Below are 16,434 nucleotides of genomic sequence, written 5' to 3'. Positions count from 1 at the left end.
TTAAGTGACCAAACCAAAATGAGGAGATACGTACAATGACGCACTTAAATGATATCACGACAGACACTAATGTTTCTACTAGATCTAAAGGTTCTCACCTGACGATCGATGATCGTGTTAAGATCTCTGTGCTTAAAGAGCTTGAATACTCTAACCGAATGATTGCCCAGTATATAGGTGTTGCTCACGGGACCATTGATCGTGAGATTAAGCGAGGAATGGTCACCAAAATGTCCAAACAGTCGAATAACGGTAAGGTTTACTGCTACTACAAGGAGTACTATGACCCTTATACGGCTCAAGAACGTTATGAAAAAAGCAGGTCTAACTGTGGCAGAACACCAATTTATCAATCATCTCCTGAAATCATTAATTTGCTTGATGATCTTATGTTGGGCGAATTTGACTTTAAGGATCATGACAAGTTTGAATCATTAGAGTCGCAAAAATGCTCACCTTACGCTGCGCTCAAGATTGCAGAATCGCTTGTTAATGACGACGTAAAGCTTCCCGCATCGGAAAGGTCCATTTACAACTGGATTGATAAGGGACTCCTAAGAACGAAGAATATTGACCTTCTAGAGAAAACTCGGCGTACTAAGGCCAAACATGGTCGAACTCCAAAGCGTGAACAGCCAGGTAAGAACATTTCCCAACGACCAAAAGAGGTGGAAACTCGCACCACTTTCGGTCATTGGGAAATGGATACCGTTCAAGGTAAAAAGTCAGCTGAAGATCCAGTAATTCTCGTTCTCGCAGAGAGACTTACCAGGTATAACCTTGCTTTTAAGATCACATCAAAAACGCCTAATGCGGTTTCTAGAGTTATTACCAAGCTCAAAGAGCTTACAGGTGACTACTTTGACGAGATCTTTAAAACAATCACTCCAGACAATGGTAGTGAGTTCTTTGAGGTCGCTAATGAAGTTGACCAAGTATACTATGCTGATGCTTACTCGCCATGGCAACGAGGGACCAACGAGAACAACAATCGGCTCCTTCGTAGAAGTATCACTAAAGGTACCAGTTTACAATTGTTCAGTGAATTTGACGTTGAACAAGCAAACCTGAGGCTCAACTCCTACCCAAGAAAGATTCTTGGTGGTAAGTCTTCTCTAGACAGATTTGAAGAGGAAATACTTAAGATAATTGGCCCTGAAACATTAGCAGTATAAACCTCGGCCACTCCCGTGGCCGGGTGGTTCACTTAATCTTGCAATTTAGGAATACCATTCAATATCAATTTCAAACATAATTTTGCACACAAAAAACCAGGCGTGGAGCCTATTATATCAGTATATACAGCTCTCTTTCGATGCATTTAATTACACACACTTTTTCTGTGTGCACAGCCGTGTGCATTATATTCCTAATTAAACAAAATTAAACCTTGATATTATCTAGCTAAATGCTGATATATCAAGGTTTGTTGAGCTTTATAAAGCTTACTAGTGCTGACTAAAGGATTCGAACCTTCGACCTACGCATTACTAGTGCGTTGCTCTGCCAACTGAGCTAAGTCAGCATATCAATATCTTTTAATATTCTATCAAAAGACACCGAGAAAGGAAAGACTTTCTTTCCAAAGTTTGCGTGGCAACGTCCTATCCTCGCAGGGGGCGATCCCCCAACTACTTTTGGCGTGCTGAAGCTTAACTTCTGTGTTCGGCATGGGAACAGGTGTATCCTTCAGGCCATCATCACCACACTTTGAAAGCTTGTGCTTTCAAAACTAAACAATATCTTTTCTTATCAAGAATCCTCACACCTGACTTGGTTAAGTCCTCGACCGATTAGTAATGGTCCGCTCCATGCGTCACCGCACTTCCACTTCCATCCTATCTACCACATCATCTCTGTGGGGTCTTACTTCCAAAGGAATGGGAAATCTCATCTTGAGGCGAGTTTCACACTTAGATGCTTTCAGCGTTTATCTCATCCATACATAGCTACCCAGCGATGCTCCTGGCGGAACAACTGGTACACCAGCGGTATGTCCATCCCGGTCCTCTCGTACTAAGGACAGGTCCTCTCAAATTTCCTACGCCCGCGACGGATAGGGACCGAACTGTCTCACGACGTTCTGAACCCAGCTCGCGTACCGCTTTAATGGGCGAACAGCCCAACCCTTGGGACCGACTACAGCCCCAGGATGCGATGAGCCGACATCGAGGTGCCAAACCTCCCCGTCGATGTGGACTCTTGGGGGAGATAAGCCTGTATCCCCAGGGTAGCTTTTATCCGTTGAGCGATGGCCCTTCCATGCGGAACCACCGGATCACTAAGCCCGACTTTCGTCCCTGCTCGACCTGTCTGTCTCGCAGTCAAGCTCGCTTGTGCCTTTACATCTGCGAATGATTTCCAACCATTCTGAGCGAACCTTTGGGCGCCTCCGTTACCTTTGGGAGGCGACCGCCCCAGTCAAACTGCCCACCTGACACTGTCTCCCCACACCGATCAGTGGGGCGGGTTAGAGTGGTCATAATACAAGGGTAGTATCCCACCACGGCCTCCACCGCGAAACTAGCGTCCCGGTGTTTCTACGGCTCATACCTATCCTGTACAAGTAGTACAAACACTCAATATCAAGCTACAGTAAAGCTCCATTGGGGTCTTTCCGTCCTGTCGCGGGTAGCCTGCATCTTCACAGGCAATTCAATTTCCACCGAGTCTCTCGTTGAGACAGTGCCCAGATCGTTACGCCTTTCGTGCGGGTCGGAACTTACCCGACAAGGATTTCGCTACCTTAGGACCGTTATAGTTACGCCGCCGTTTACTGGGGCTTCAATTCAGGGCTTCGCCGAAGCTAACTCTTCCTTTTAAACCTTCCAGCACCGGGCAGGCGTCAGCCCCTATACTTCATCTTACGATTTTGCAGAAACCTGTGTTTTTGATAAACAGTCGCCTGGGCCTTTTCACTGCGGCTGGTCTTGCGACCAGCACCCCTTCTCCCGAAGTTACGGGGTCATTTTGCCGAGTTCCTTAACGAGAGTTCACTCGCTCACCTTAGGATTCTCTCCTCGACTACCTGTGTCGGTTTGCGGTACGGGCAGTTAAATACTCACTAGAAGCTTTTCTCGGCAGTGTGACATCGGCAACTTCGCTACTTTAATTTCGCTCCCCATCACAGCTTGTCAACCCGGCTTAAAGCATTTGACTCTAAACCTGACTTACTGCTTGGCCAGACACTTCCAATCGTCTGGTTTGCTTAGCCTCCTGCGTCCCTCCATCATTCAAACGCATTTAACTGGTACAGGAATCTCAACCTGTTATCCATCGACTACGCCTCTCGGCCTCGCCTTAGGTCCCGACTTACCCTGGGAGGACGAGCCTTCCCCAGGAAACCTTAGTCATTCGGTGGACAGGATTCTTACCTGTCTTTCGCTACTCATACCGGCATTCTCACTTCTAAGCGCTCCACTAGTCCTCACGGTCTAACTTCGTCGCCCTTAGAACGCTCTCCTATCACGTGTCAAAAAGGACACATCCACAGTTTCGGTAATATGCTTAGCCCCGGTACATTTTCGGCGCAGAATCACTCGACTAGTGAGCTATTACGCACTCTTTAAATGATGGCTGCTTCTGAGCCAACATCCTAGTTGTCTATGCAACTCCACATCCTTTTCCACTTAGCATATATTTAGGGACCTTAACTGGTGATCTGGGCTGTTCCCCTTTCGACGGTGGATCTTATCACTCATCGTCTGACTCCCGGACATAAATCATTGGCATTCGGAGTTTATCTGAAGTCGGTAACCCATGACGGGCCCCTCGTCCAAACAGTGCTCTACCTCCAAGATTCTCGATTCCGAGGCTCCCCCTAAAGAGATTTCGGAGAGAACCAGCTATCTCCAAGTTCGTTTGGAATTTCACCGCTACCCACACCTCATCCCAGCCTTTTTCAACAGACACGGGTTCGGGCCTCCAGTGCGTTTTACCGCACCTTCACCCTGGACATGGGTAGGTCACCTGGTTTCGGGTACATAACTACGTACTTCATACGCCCATTTCAGACTCGCTTTCGCTGCGGCTCCGGTTTTTCCACCTTAACCTTGCACGTAATCATGACTCGCCGGTTCATTCTGCAAGAGGCACGCCGTCACCCATTAACGGGCTCCGACAGCTTGTAGGCACATGGTTTCAGGAACTATTTCACTCCCCTCCCGGGGTGCTTTTCACCTTTCCCTCACGGTACTGGTTCACTATCGGTCACTAGGGAGTATTTAGCCTTGCGAGATGGTCCTCGCGGATTCCGACGGGGTTTCACGTGTCCCGCCGTACTCAGGATCCTGAACGGAGAGAACCAGGTTTCGTCTACTGGACTATCACCATCTCTGGTGTGGCTTCCCAGCCACTTCGACTACCTGATTCTTTGGTAACTCCAAAGTTCAGTCCTACAACCCCACTGAGCAAGCTCAGTGGTTTGGGCTCTTCCCGTTTCGCTCGCCGCTACTCAGGGAATCGAATTTTCTTTCTCTTCCTGCAGCTACTAAGATGTTTCAGTTCACTGCGTCTACCTCTTGGCAGCTATGAATTCACTGCTCAAGTAATCATCGACTAAGATGATTGGGTTTCCCCATTCGGAAATCTCCGGATCAAAGCGTACTTACCGCTCCCCGAAGCATATCGGTGTTAGTCCCGTCCTTCATCGGCTCCTAGTACCAAGGCATTCACCATGCGCCCTTCATAACTTAACCTTACTGATCGTAGATCAGTCAAGTTAGTTGAGTATGCGATTATAATTCGTTAAAAACTCAAATAACGCGGTGTTCTCGGTTTTCTTGATTTTATTAGAAATTGATATTATTTAGTTTTCAAAGTACAAACTCGCTAACCTTGCGGCTAGCAATGGAGAATATCGGGATCGAACCGATGACCTCCTGCTTGCAAAGCAGGTGCTCTCCCAGCTGAGCTAATTCCCCATGATGGGCCTAAGTGGACTCGAACCACCGACCTCACGCTTATCAGGCGTGCGCTCTAACCAACTGAGCTATAGGCCCAACAAGCGATGATAAATCATCTTGAGAAGTAAACCTCTCAAAACTGAACACTGTTTCGACAATGTGTAGGTTTCCGATTAATTCCTTAGAAAGGAGGTGATCCAGCCGCAGGTTCTCCTACGGCTACCTTGTTACGACTTCACCCTAATCATCTGTCCCACCTTAGGCGGCTGGCTCCTAAAAGGTTACCCCACCGACTTTGGGTGTTACAAACTCTCATGGTGTGACGGGCGGTGTGTACAAGGCCCGGGAACGTATTCACCGCGGCATGCTGATCCGCGATTACTAGCGATTCCGACTTCGTGCAGGCGAGTTGCAGCCTGCAGTCCGAACTGAGAACGGTTTTAAGAGATTTGCTTGCCCTCGCGAGTTCGCGACTCGTTGTACCGTCCATTGTAGCACGTGTGTAGCCCAGGTCATAAGGGGCATGATGATCTGACGTCGTCCCCACCTTCCTCCGGTTTGTCACCGGCAGTCTCACTAGAGTGCCCAACTTAATGCTGGCAACTAGTAACAAGGGTTGCGCTCGTTGCGGGACTTAACCCAACATCTCACGACACGAGCTGACGACGACCATGCACCACCTGTCATTGCGTTCCCGAAGGAAACGCCCTATCTCTAGGGTTGGCGCAAGATGTCAAGACCTGGTAAGGTTCTTCGCGTAGCTTCGAATTAAACCACATGCTCCACCGCTTGTGCGGGCCCCCGTCAATTCCTTTGAGTTTCAACCTTGCGGTCGTACTCCCCAGGCGGAGTGCTTAATGCGTTAGCTCCGGCACTGAAGGGCGGAAACCCTCCAACACCTAGCACTCATCGTTTACGGCATGGACTACCAGGGTATCTAATCCTGTTCGCTACCCATGCTTTCGAGTCTCAGCGTCAGTTGCAGACCAGGTAGCCGCCTTCGCCACTGGTGTTCTTCCATATATCTACGCATTCCACCGCTACACATGGAGTTCCACTACCCTCTTCTGCACTCAAGTTATCCAGTTTCCGATGCACTTCTCCGGTTAAGCCGAAGGCTTTCACATCAGACTTAGAAAACCGCCTGCACTCTCTTTACGCCCAATAAATCCGGATAACGCTTGCCACCTACGTATTACCGCGGCTGCTGGCACGTAGTTAGCCGTGACTTTCTGGTTAAATACCGTCAACGTATGAACAGTTACTCTCATACGTGTTCTTCTTTAACAACAGAGCTTTACGAGCCGAAACCCTTCTTCACTCACGCGGTGTTGCTCCATCAGGCTTGCGCCCATTGTGGAAGATTCCCTACTGCTGCCTCCCGTAGGAGTATGGGCCGTGTCTCAGTCCCATTGTGGCCGATCAGTCTCTCAACTCGGCTATGCATCATCGCCTTGGTAGGCCGTTACCCCACCAACAAGCTAATGCACCGCAGGTCCATCCAGAAGTGATAGCGAGAAGCCATCTTTTAAGCGTTGTTCATGCGAACAACGTTGTTATGCGGTATTAGCATCTGTTTCCAAATGTTGTCCCCCGCTTCTGGGCAGGTTACCTACGTGTTACTCACCCGTCCGCCACTCGTTGGCGACCAAAATCAATCAGGTGCAAGCACCATCAATCAATTGGGCCAACGCGTTCGACTTGCATGTATTAGGCACACCGCCGGCGTTCATCCTGAGCCAGGATCAAACTCTCATATAAAATAAGAAGCTTGAATAGCTCTTTTTAATAAATTAAGCGAATTGACTTCGCAAATGTTTTTTTGCCTCGATCATCAGATCAAGGACCCTACACATTTGATTCGTCGAAACATTATTCAGTTTTCAAAGGTCTACCGTTGATTAACTCACAAGGTGTATAATCAACTTATTTAGTATATCAGTTAACATTTTAACTGTCAAGAGTTAATTTGAATTAACTTTTTGAGCAACTTTCGTTAACCTGTTGCATCAGCAACTCTTGTACTATACCAGAGTTACCAACTGATGTCAACTGTTATTTTTAACAACCGCATCAGCACCGCGTTGTTTCGCGGTGACAACGGTATATAACTATACAGACCCTCACCCCAAATTGCAAGGGTAATTCCCAACTTTTCGCAAAAAACTTTCTGTCCCCCTTTTTAGTCGGGGCGCTCCCGTTTCACCCAACCGCCCCTTCTAATTATGCATAAAACCAAATTGGTCTACCCATTCTTTCCTGCATTTTGTACCCACTTATTCTATAATAGAACTACTAAGATCAGAAAGGACGTCTCCCATGTACCAAAACAAAGTTTACCTCGCTAGCCCCTTCTTCTCACCGGAGCAAAAGGAACGGATTGACATCGTAATGGCAGCCCTCAAGAAGAACCCAACCATCGATCCGGAGGGCATTTACAACCCCCAAGAACACCAAGCGGAGGGCTTAGAGTTTGGCTCCCGCGACTGGCAGGACACGGTCTTTGCCACCGACATGCGCCAGGTCAAGCGTGCCGACGTGGTGGTGGCCATCACCGACTACAAGTACGAAGAGGGCAACCCCGAACCAGACGCCGGCACCATCTTTGAGGTCGGGGCCGCTTGGGCTTGGAACATCCCGGTCGTCATGGCCCAGTTCCACCCCGATAACGAACTCAACTTGATGTTGGCCCGCTCCCACACCGCCATGTTTACCGGCGATCAGATTGAAGAGGGCCTAGCCACTTACGACTTCAACAACCTCCCGACCCACTGGACCGACATGAAGGTCTTTTAAAGAAAACGGGCACCCCTGACGCAAGCCAGGACGGTGCCCGTTTTTTATTTAACAACTTTAAAGTAGCTAAACCAAATGACAGTGGCAAAGACCGTCAACATGATAAAGGCGTTTTGGGTCCCCACGGCGGTTGTATAGGCCTGGCTGCCCGCCAAGTAAGTTTGGCTCTGGGCCACCACCACCGCACTTAAGGAAGTTCCCACCGCCCCGGCAAACTGCTGGAGGGTGTTCAAAATCGCGTTACCTTCCGTTTGTTGGTTGTCGGCAAGGGTCCGCAAGGCACTGGTCATTACCGAACCCATGCAAGTCCCCATCCCGGCCATGTATAAGACGTAGACGGTGGCAATGAAGGGGTTAGCCAGGTGACGGGCCGCTAAGGTAAAGATCAGCAGGGCTACCCAGCGGCAGGGTGGAAGTGCAAGCCAACCTTCTCGACGGGCCGTATGGCTAAGATAGGCTGAAGGTTGATGCCTTGGCATCGTTCTTCAGCCGTACTTAGACACTAGGCCCGTGGTTGGGAGCACGTTATCTGTGTAACAGAAAAAAGACCAGAAGGGACCTCCTTTCCAGTCTTTTCCCAATCCTTGTTATTACACTTTCCTTTGCACTCCCGCAATCCTGGTTCGATTGAGCAAGAGTGACGAGGAAACCACCGAGACCGAAGAGAAGGCCATCGCGAGGGCGGCCACCTCCGGGCTCAGGTGCAGCCCCAGGGCCACGAAGACCCCGGCGGCAATCGGAATCCCGATCAGGTTGTAGATCAGGGCCCAAAAGAGGTTCAGCTTGATTCGGTTGAAGGTCTTTTGTGACATATCCAGCGCCCTGACCACGCCGTTTAAATCGTTTTGGACGAGGACGATCGAACCAGATTCAATCGCCACGTCGGTCCCGCTGCCCATCGCAATCCCAACGGTGGCACTGGTCAAGGCCGGGGCGTCATTGATCCCGTCCCCAACAAAGGCCACCGGGCCACCTTGCTCCAGCGCCCGAACGTGATCGGCCTTTTCGTTTGGTAAAACGCCCGCGATGACCTGGTCGATCCCGACTTGGTCACCAATCGCTTGGGCCACCCGCTGATTGTCCCCGGTTAGCATAACCGTCTTCAAGCCGCGGGCCTTGAGCTCTTCAATCGCACGCTTGGAGCTCGGCTTGGGAACGTCTTGAATGGCGAGCAAGCCAATCACGGCGTCGCCCCTGGCCACCAAGACGACCGTTTTGGCCTCATCCTGGAGGGCCCGTTCCCTTGCTTGCAGTTCGGCTGGGTAGGCCAGGCCCGCCATTAAGCGGGCGCTGCCGACCCGGATAACTTGGCCGGCCAATCTGGCCGTTACCCCTTCGCCGGCGACGTTATTAAAGTCTGTCACCGGTTCGACTGGCAGCCCCGCTTCCCTAGCCTTTTGGACGATCGCCAGTGCCAAGGGGTGCTCGGAGGCGTCTTCTAAGGCCGCCGCTACCGCCAGGGTGTCTTCTGCACCAACCACGTCGGTCACCTGGGGCTTACCAACCGTGATCGTCCCGGTCTTATCAAAGACGACCGTCTTAATCCCATTGACCGCCTCCAGGGCCTCCCCGTTCTTGATCAGGACGCCAAGCTTAGCGGCCCGGCCGGTTCCGACCATTAGGGCCGTTGGCGTCGCCAGCCCCAACGCACACGGACAGGCGATCACGATCACCGCCACGGCGAAGAGCATTGCGGAAACGGCGCTCGCCTTTAACCAACTAAACCAGACGACGAAGGTGACGATCGCAATGATCAAGACCGCCGGCACGAAGACCTGGGCGATCCGGTCAGTTAACTTTTGGATCGGGGCGTGGCTGGTTTGGGCCTTTTTAACTAGCTCGACAATTTGGGAGAGCATCGTATCGGCGCCAACCTTTTGGGCTTCAAACTGGAATGTCCCGGCTTGGTTGATCGTTGAACCAATCACGGGATCGCCGACCCCCTTTTGAACCGGCATACTTTCACCGGTGACCATCGATTCGTCAACCGTCGTCACCCCGCTGGTGATCACACCATCAACCGGCACCTTTTGACCGGGGCGCACCCGGACCAAGTCGCCAACCACCACTTGGTCTAGTGGCACCTTAACGTAATTGCCATCACGCAAGACCTCGGCCTCTTTAACCTGTAAGTCGAGCAGTTTTTTGAGGGCACCGTTGGCGTTTTGGTGCATCCGTTCCTCCATCGCGTCGCCCAAGAGGACGAAGGTGGTGATAAAGGCGGCCGATTCAAAGTAGACCTCCCGCCCGGTTAGCATGGCAAAGAGGCTGTAGAAGTAGGCCACCGCCGTCCCGATCGCCACTAGGGTGTTCATGTTGGCGTTGTGCTGTAAAAAGGCTGCCCAGGCGCTCTTCCAGTAGGGCCAGGCCCCGACCACGATGATCAAAGTGGTGGTGACCAGGGCGACCCAGTTGTAGCCCGGCATCATCCAGCCCCACGGCATCGCCACCATTTGCACCAGCATTGGCAGCGTCAGAATCAAACAGACCCAGAACCGTTTCAAGCTGGTTAAATGCTTCATTATTTTACAACGACCTTTCCCTTAAACATGTCCATCCCGCAGGCAAAACCATATTCGCCACGCTGGTCGGTCTTAACGTCGAAGCTAACTTCTTGGTTAAGGGGTAGTTCGGCTTCAAAGCCCAGTTCCGGTGAGTGCACCACTTCCAAGCAGCCCTTGTCGCTAACCCGTTCAAAGACCAGCTTGGCCGGGACCCCCTTAGCCAAGCGAACGGTTTCTGGTTGGTAGCCCCCGTCAACGGTCACCTTAAAAACTTGTTGGCCGTCTTCGTTGACGGCCGGCTTCTTAAAACGATCAAATAATCCCATGGTTAGTTCCTCCTTATTTAACGATTACCTTGCCGTGGAACATATCCATTCCACAGGCGAAATTAAATTCCCCCGCTTGGTCGGTGGGAATTTCAACGGTGGTGGTGGGCTGCTTGGTTAAATCCTTATTGAGCCCTAACTGTTCAAAAACAATGTGCGACAGGCAGGCGGTCGAATCGCGCATCTCAAATTTGACTGACCCGCTAACGCCCTTCTTTAACACCACGGTACTGGGGGAATACCCCCCGTTGACCACCACGGTCGCCACCTGGTGATCCCCTTCCATCACGGCCTTGCCCGCTTGTGCTTGGTGCTTACCAAAGAACCACCAGACGATCAGGGCGATCAACACTAGGCCCACAATGGCGACGAGTACTTCTGCCATTTCGGCTCCCCTCCTTCGTTTACAAATGTAAATCTTAACGTTGGCTTTAGTATAGGAGCACCGTTTACGATTGTCAACGAGGGGAAGCCCTGATTTTAAGAGAAGTGCGACTAACCTCCTCGACGAGCCGTATGGCTAAGCTAGGGTAAAGGTTATCGCAGAATGCGATGTTCTTTGCCCGTACTTAGACACTAGGCTCGTGGTTAGGAGCACGTTAAAAGAAGTGTGGACCAGCCTATCAGGCAGGCCGTGGGCTAAGGCCTAGACACAGGTTAGCGCGTCAGCGGTGTTCTGTGGCTGGACTTAGCCACTAGGCCTGCGGCTGGGGAGCACGTTAAAAGAAGTGTGGACCAGCCTATCAAGCAGGCCGTGGGCTAAGCTAGAGCAAAGCACTAAAAAAATCCCGCACCAAATCAATCAGTACATGGTTGATCCAGTTCGGGATTTCGTTCAATTCAATTAAACAGTGGTGGGTGGCCACTCACCTAAATTATTTTGCCGTTTGGGCCTTGCCCTTCTTGGCCTTTTTAGTTGGTTTTTCTTCGACCACCGGTTCGTGACCGTATTGGAAGGCTTCCCCGGTCAACACTTCAACCGGCTTGAAGAGGCCGATAAAGTCGGCGTCAACCTTGATGTGCTTCTTAGCTTCCTCGTAGAAAAGAGCACTGATTGCGTAAATCACCGGCAGGTAAGCCGTAATTCCCAAGGCGATCAGGGCGTAACCTAAGTACATGAAGAAGTAGGTCGCCGTGTAGATCCCGTAGTAAGCAACCCCGCCAAAGATGGCTGACCAAACTACGATCGGCAACAGCACCAAGACGATTTGCAACAAGAGGAAGTTAAACTTCAGCCCTCCCATGAAGCGGCGGCTGGCCGTCAGGGCGTGGCGCATCGATTGCCCCAGGAAGTCTGGTTGCTTTTCCCGGTACAAAAGCGTTGCTTGCGAGTATTCGTAGGACTTCCAGATGATGATCAGGTAGTTTAAGATCCGGATCGTGTAAACCGCCCAGGTATACTTGGAAACGAAGCTACCGACGATCGTCAGCGGCAGGGTCCACAAGAAGATGAACAGGCCAGTGTAGAGGCTGATCCGCCACAATTGGTTCTTACGCAGGTGCTTGAAGTTCTTCCAAATCGTGCTAGGGCTCACCACCACGTCCGGGTGTTGAAGCCGGTCTTGGTAGGTGAAGACCACCGCCGTGGAAATGAAGTTAAACCAAAAGCCTAACGCCAAGATCAAAGCGAAGACCCCGAGCAGTTCCAGCAGGGCTAACAAAATCCCCGACGTGCTAGCCATCCCGTACATCAGCATCATCAAGTTCATGTACAAGGTGCTGACAAAGGACAGGTCCACGTAAACCAAAAGCGCCGTTAATGCGATGTAGATTAAAAAGAACCCACCCGTTGGCCACATTGCCTTGGTGTACCCCGGCTTGACCAGGTCCTTTAGTTTAGCCGTAAATGCCTTGAGCGGTACCCGCGAAAGTATATTCATTATTGCAATCTCTCCCCTGTTAAAAAATTATTACTTTCTATGATAACAGAACAGGGACGGGCGGTCAGGTCTTTTACACTTTCCTAACTAAATTACTATAAAAGGTTCATTTTTACCGGCGGGCGGCGCAATATTTTTGCAAACGGTCCAGCGCCGTTTTGATGACGTTTAAATCGGTGGCGTAAGAGAAGCGGACGTACCCTTCCCCACCGGCGCCAAAGTAAGAGCCTGGCGTGACGGCGACCTTCGCCTTTTCGGCCAGGTCGTAAGCGAACTTCTCGTCGTCTTGTTCCAGGTAGTCCGGAATCTTGGCAAAGATGTAAAAGGCACCCTCCGGATTGGTGGTTTCCCAGCCCAACTCCTGGAGCCCTTGATACAAGACGTTGCGGCGTTCCCGGTACTGGGCCCGCATAGCTGCCGGGTCCTCTTGGCCGTTGCGTAGCGCTTCTTCGGCGGCGTCTTGCACGAAGGTTGCCACGTCGGTCACGGCAAAGCCATGGACCTTAAAGAGTTCATCGGTGATCGGCTTTGGCGCACACATGTAGGCGACCCGCCAACCGGTCATGGCGTAGGACTTGGAGAAGCCGTTCAACAAGATCGTTTGTTCCGGCAAGGACTTAACGATCGACGGGTACTGATCCGCTCCTTCCGTGTAGGCGAGCTGGTCGTAAATTTCGTCGGCAATTACGAAGATCGGCTTGTCGCGCACCACGTCAGCGATCGCATCTAGTTCATCCTGGTTCATGGCAATCCCGGTCGGGTTAGTGGGGTTAACCACGACTAAGCCCTTGACCCGGTCGCCGTATTCATCGAGGTAGGACTGGATCAATTCGGGCGTCAGGCGGAAGTTGGTCTTGGAAGTATCAACTTCAACCGCCGTTCCCCCGGCAATGGCGGCGTCGGCCATGTAAATCGAGAAGGTCGGCGTTGGGACCAGGATCACGTCGCCCGGGTTGGTGATCGCCGTCACCGCCGCGTAAGCACCCTCGGTTACCCCGTTGGTTACCAAGATCTCGGTCGCCGGGTCGTACACCTTGCCAACCTTTTTAGCCACGTCATCACTAATCGCCGACAGCAACCCCGCCGTGCCCCGCTGCGGGGCGTAGTGAGTCCGGTTGTTGGCGATCGCGGCCATCCCGGCCTCCTTAACGTGTTCCGGCGTGTTAAAGTCCGGTTCGCCGATGGTCAATTCAACGATCCCTTCGATTGACTTCGTGAAAAAGGCAAAGTCGAAGATCTTCATCGTTGGGACCCGCTTGAGGTCGGTGCGCATGTGCTCTTCCATTTTCATTAATCAGTCCTCCTTTATTGATTAGAGTTTCATTATAATTAAAAAATTCACAAAAAGCGATAAATTTATCAAAAAAGACCGCCCCTATTAAAGGAGCGGCCTCGTTTCCGTTGATTAAAAAAGCTTAATCAATGTCGTACTTTTCCTTGCTGAGCACGTTCAGCTTTTCATCGAAGTCGTAAACGACCGGTTGACCAGTAGCCATTTCCAAGCCCATGATGTCTTCGTCGGAGATGTTTTCGATGTACTTGCTCAAGGCACGCAGGGAGTTACCGTGGGCGGCGATGATCACGTTCTTGCCGTCCAAGAGCTTTGGTGCGATTTCGTCTTGCCAAAGTGGGATTACCCGTTCCAGGGTGACCTTCAAGTTTTCCCCACCCGGAATGGCGCGTGGGTCCAAGTCAGCGTAACGACGGTCCTTTGCGGCAGAACCTTCGTCATCAGCACTCAGCAGCGGCGGCAGCACGTCGTAAGAACGGCGCCAAATGTGCACTTGTTCGTCACCGTACTTTTCAGCGGCGTCGGCCTTGTTCTTGCCTTGCAATGCCCCGTAGTGACGTTCGTTCAAGCGCCAAGTCTTGAATTCTGGGATCCACATTTGGTCGGATTCTTCCAGTGCGTAGTGGAGGGTCTTGATTGCCCGCTTCAAAACAGAAGTGTAGGCGTAATCAAATTCCAGCCCGTGTTCCTTGATCGCCTTACCGGCGGCTTTTGCTTGTTCAACACCCTTTTCGCTCAGGTCGACGTCAACCCAGCCAGTAAACAGGTTGGACAGGTTCCATTCGCTTTGCCCGTGACGAATCAGTACTAATTTAGCCATGTTCGTTTGACCTCTTTCTTCTTATAAACTTTGCATACAGCATACTTCTATATTTTAAATCAGTTCGTCCTAAATGAAAAGTGAATTGTAGAACATGGTTAAGCAACCGTTTTTGAAAGCGGGCAAGGAAACACGTTCTTTTAAGGACGTGATGAATTGCCTTTTTTGTGCCCTTAGGGCACATGATCGAACCGTAATGTAATATAATTATTGGTATGAAAGATACAAAAAGAATTACATATGGTAGAACGTCAGTCTACAATCTTAATTATCATTTAATTTGGGGAACTAGATATCGTAATAAAGTGTTGAAAGGACACGTAGAAGAAGTCTTGAAGCAATCATTATATGATATAGCTTCAAAATATGGATTTACGATTGCTCATATGGAGATTGGTAAAGATGACCATATCCACTTACTAGTGAGCGCTCCGCCAAAACTGTCTGTAACTAACATCATGCGCTGGCTTAAAGGCATTTCTGCACGGCACCTCTTCCGAGAATGTCCAGAACTACAAACTAGCTACTGGAAAAAGCAAGGTCGTCACCTATGGTCACCAAGTTATTATGTTGAAAGCATTGGGAGCGTTAATGAACAAGCAGTAGCCAAGTATATTGATGATCAACGCAAAAAGGAGGTGAAATTAGAATGACCAAATTAATTAAAGGGGTCAAGCTACGCTTGTACCCTAACAAGCAACAACAAGCTCAACTATGGCAAATGTTCGGCAATGACCGTAGAGTGTGGAATCTCATGCTAGATATGGCTAAGCAACGCTATCAAAACAATCCTAGCAGTCATTTTGTAAATGAATATGGAATGAATTACTTGCTTAAACAGTTGAAACAAGAATATCCCTATCTTAAAGACAGCGATGCGACTAGTTTCCTTGTGGTGAACCATAATCTAGTCCAAGCTTTTAAGATGCTGTTTAAACATCGTGGTGGCTATCCACGCTTTAAAAGCAGGCACGCCGCCAAACAGTCATATACTGGTCGGTCGGTCTGCACAGTGATTGCCAAGAGAAGAATGAAGCTACCTAAGTTAGGAAGCATTCGAACTAGTAAGACCTCTCAAGCTGTAAATGGCAAAATTAAGCGTTATACCGTCAGCTATGGTCCAACTGGTCGCTACTACTTATCTTTGCAGGTCGAGACTGTTGCTCCAGAAGCATTGCCAAAAACAGGCAAGACCGTTGGCCTGGATGTTGGGATCGCTGACTTAGCGATTAGTTCTGACGGTGAAAAGTTTGGTACTTTCAATGCTAAGTGGTTGGAAAAGCAAGCCACAAAGTGGCAAAGCAAGTATAGTCGCCGAAAATATCAAGCAACCGTAGCTGTTCGCCAATGGAACCATAATCATAAAGACGTAAAAATGGATCTCAATGATTATCAGAATTGGCAACGGGCTCAAAAACAAAAGGCTCGCTACCAACAACGGATAGCGAACCAACGTCAAGATTACTTACACAAACTAACAACAGCCTTAGTTAAAAAATACGATGTGATTGTCATTGAAGATTTGAAAGCCAAGAATCTACAAAAGAATCACCATTTAGCTAAAGCTATTGCGAATGCCAGTTGGTACCAATTTAGAACCATGCTGGAATACAAGTGTGATTGGTACGGTAAACAGTTAATTACTGTTAATCCTAATTACACCAGTCAGATCTGTAGCACGTGTGGTTACCATAGTGGGAAGAAACCACTTGAAATTAGAGAATGGACTTGTCCTAAATGTGGTACTCATCACGATCGAGATATTAATGCGGCAGTTAATATACTCCATAGAGGATTAAAAGCCGTTGGCTAGGGACTAGCCGTGGTAAAAGAACGGAGTTCTGTAAGTTAGGTATTCTGAATACAGAAGCAACATCCTAAATACTACTTCGTGTTCCCAGAAGCTCGGTCAT

At 49.9% G+C, this 16,434-nt stretch carries 11 protein-coding genes, 3 tRNA genes and 3 rRNA genes; 4 read left to right on the top strand and 13 right to left on the bottom strand.

Going from position 1 to position 16,434, the window contains the following annotated elements:
- Positions 1–35 precede the first annotated feature (35 nt).
- Complete coding sequence (locus FG166_RS01065; RefSeq protein WP_178958848.1) at positions 36–1,175, top strand: IS30 family transposase; 1,140 nt, start codon at positions 36–38, stop codon at positions 1,173–1,175.
- A gap of 277 nt (positions 1,176–1,452) precedes the next feature.
- Here the strand turns inward: FG166_RS01065 and FG166_RS01060 are convergent.
- The 6 genes from FG166_RS01060 to FG166_RS01035 form a co-directional block, all read right to left on the bottom strand.
- Positions 1,453–1,525 (bottom strand) — tRNA-Thr (locus FG166_RS01060).
- A 66-nt stretch (positions 1,526–1,591) separates the two neighbouring features.
- Positions 1,592–1,708, bottom strand: a 5S ribosomal RNA gene (rrf, locus tag FG166_RS01055).
- A 65-nt stretch (positions 1,709–1,773) separates the two neighbouring features.
- Positions 1,774–4,697, bottom strand: a 23S ribosomal RNA gene (locus FG166_RS01050).
- A gap of 152 nt (positions 4,698–4,849) precedes the next feature.
- Positions 4,850–4,922: transfer RNA gene (locus tag FG166_RS01045), tRNA-Ala, on the bottom strand.
- 4 nt (positions 4,923–4,926) lie between these two features.
- Positions 4,927–5,000 (bottom strand) — tRNA-Ile (locus FG166_RS01040).
- 89 nt (positions 5,001–5,089) lie between these two features.
- A 16S ribosomal RNA gene (locus tag FG166_RS01035) occupies positions 5,090–6,665 on the bottom strand.
- The 16S, 23S and 5S rRNA genes sit together here with 3 tRNA genes alongside, the layout of an rRNA operon.
- 558 nt (positions 6,666–7,223) lie before the next feature.
- Here FG166_RS01035 and FG166_RS01030 point away from each other — a divergent pair.
- A complete protein-coding gene (locus FG166_RS01030) occupies positions 7,224–7,700 on the top strand; it encodes a nucleoside 2-deoxyribosyltransferase (protein WP_003682515.1) in 477 nt (158 codons plus the stop codon).
- A 44-nt stretch (positions 7,701–7,744) separates the two neighbouring features.
- Here FG166_RS01030 and FG166_RS01025 read toward each other — a convergent pair whose 3' ends face one another.
- The 7 genes from FG166_RS01025 to FG166_RS00995 all read right to left on the bottom strand — a co-directional run bounded on the left by FG166_RS01025 (position 7,745) and on the right by FG166_RS00995 (position 14,521).
- Positions 7,745–8,179, bottom strand: coding sequence for an MFS transporter (locus FG166_RS01025; RefSeq protein ID WP_003682513.1), 435 nt, complete (start codon positions 8,177–8,179; stop codon positions 7,745–7,747).
- Between the two features lie 111 nt (positions 8,180–8,290).
- Positions 8,291–10,222, bottom strand: coding sequence for a copper-translocating P-type ATPase (locus FG166_RS01020; RefSeq protein ID WP_003682512.1), 1,932 nt, complete (start codon positions 10,220–10,222; stop codon positions 8,291–8,293).
- Positions 10,222–10,530: a cupredoxin domain-containing protein gene (locus tag FG166_RS01015; RefSeq protein ID WP_003682511.1), complete on the bottom strand. Its 309-nt coding sequence runs from the start codon at positions 10,528–10,530 to the stop codon at positions 10,222–10,224. The genes FG166_RS01020 and FG166_RS01015 overlap by 1 nt, the downstream gene beginning before the upstream one ends.
- Positions 10,531–10,543: 13 nt before the next feature.
- Entirely contained in the window at positions 10,544–10,915 is a 372-nt protein-coding gene (locus FG166_RS01010; RefSeq protein WP_003682510.1) for a cupredoxin domain-containing protein, read from the bottom strand.
- A gap of 490 nt (positions 10,916–11,405) precedes the next feature.
- Positions 11,406–12,410: a hypothetical protein gene (locus FG166_RS01005; RefSeq protein WP_003682509.1), complete on the bottom strand. Its 1,005-nt coding sequence runs from the start codon at positions 12,408–12,410 to the stop codon at positions 11,406–11,408.
- Positions 12,411–12,522: 112 nt separating this feature from the next.
- The gene (locus FG166_RS01000; RefSeq protein WP_003682508.1) at positions 12,523–13,701 is read right to left on the bottom strand and encodes an aminotransferase class I/II-fold pyridoxal phosphate-dependent enzyme; all 1,179 of its coding nucleotides are present in this window, start codon (positions 13,699–13,701) and stop codon (positions 12,523–12,525) included.
- 124 nt (positions 13,702–13,825) lie between these two features.
- Positions 13,826–14,521, bottom strand: coding sequence for a 2,3-diphosphoglycerate-dependent phosphoglycerate mutase (locus FG166_RS00995; RefSeq protein WP_003682507.1), 696 nt, complete (start codon positions 14,519–14,521; stop codon positions 13,826–13,828).
- A gap of 215 nt (positions 14,522–14,736) precedes the next feature.
- On the opposite strand from FG166_RS00995, the gene tnpA reads away from it, so the two are divergent.
- Positions 14,737–15,174 carry an IS200/IS605 family transposase gene (gene tnpA / locus FG166_RS00990; RefSeq protein ID WP_012390758.1) on the top strand — a complete coding sequence of 146 codons (438 nt, stop codon included), beginning with the start codon at positions 14,737–14,739 and terminating at the stop codon, positions 15,172–15,174.
- Positions 15,171–16,334 carry an RNA-guided endonuclease TnpB family protein gene (locus FG166_RS00985; protein ID WP_003684331.1) on the top strand — a complete coding sequence of 388 codons (1,164 nt, stop codon included), beginning with the start codon at positions 15,171–15,173 and terminating at the stop codon, positions 16,332–16,334. The genes tnpA and FG166_RS00985 overlap by 4 nt, the downstream gene beginning before the upstream one ends.
- Positions 16,335–16,434: the final 100 nt, after the last annotated feature.

It is taken from the genome of Limosilactobacillus fermentum (assembly GCF_013394085.1).
Taxonomy (GTDB): domain Bacteria; phylum Bacillota; class Bacilli; order Lactobacillales; family Lactobacillaceae; genus Limosilactobacillus; species Limosilactobacillus fermentum.
This window is presented reverse-complemented; position numbering and strand designations above follow the sequence as displayed.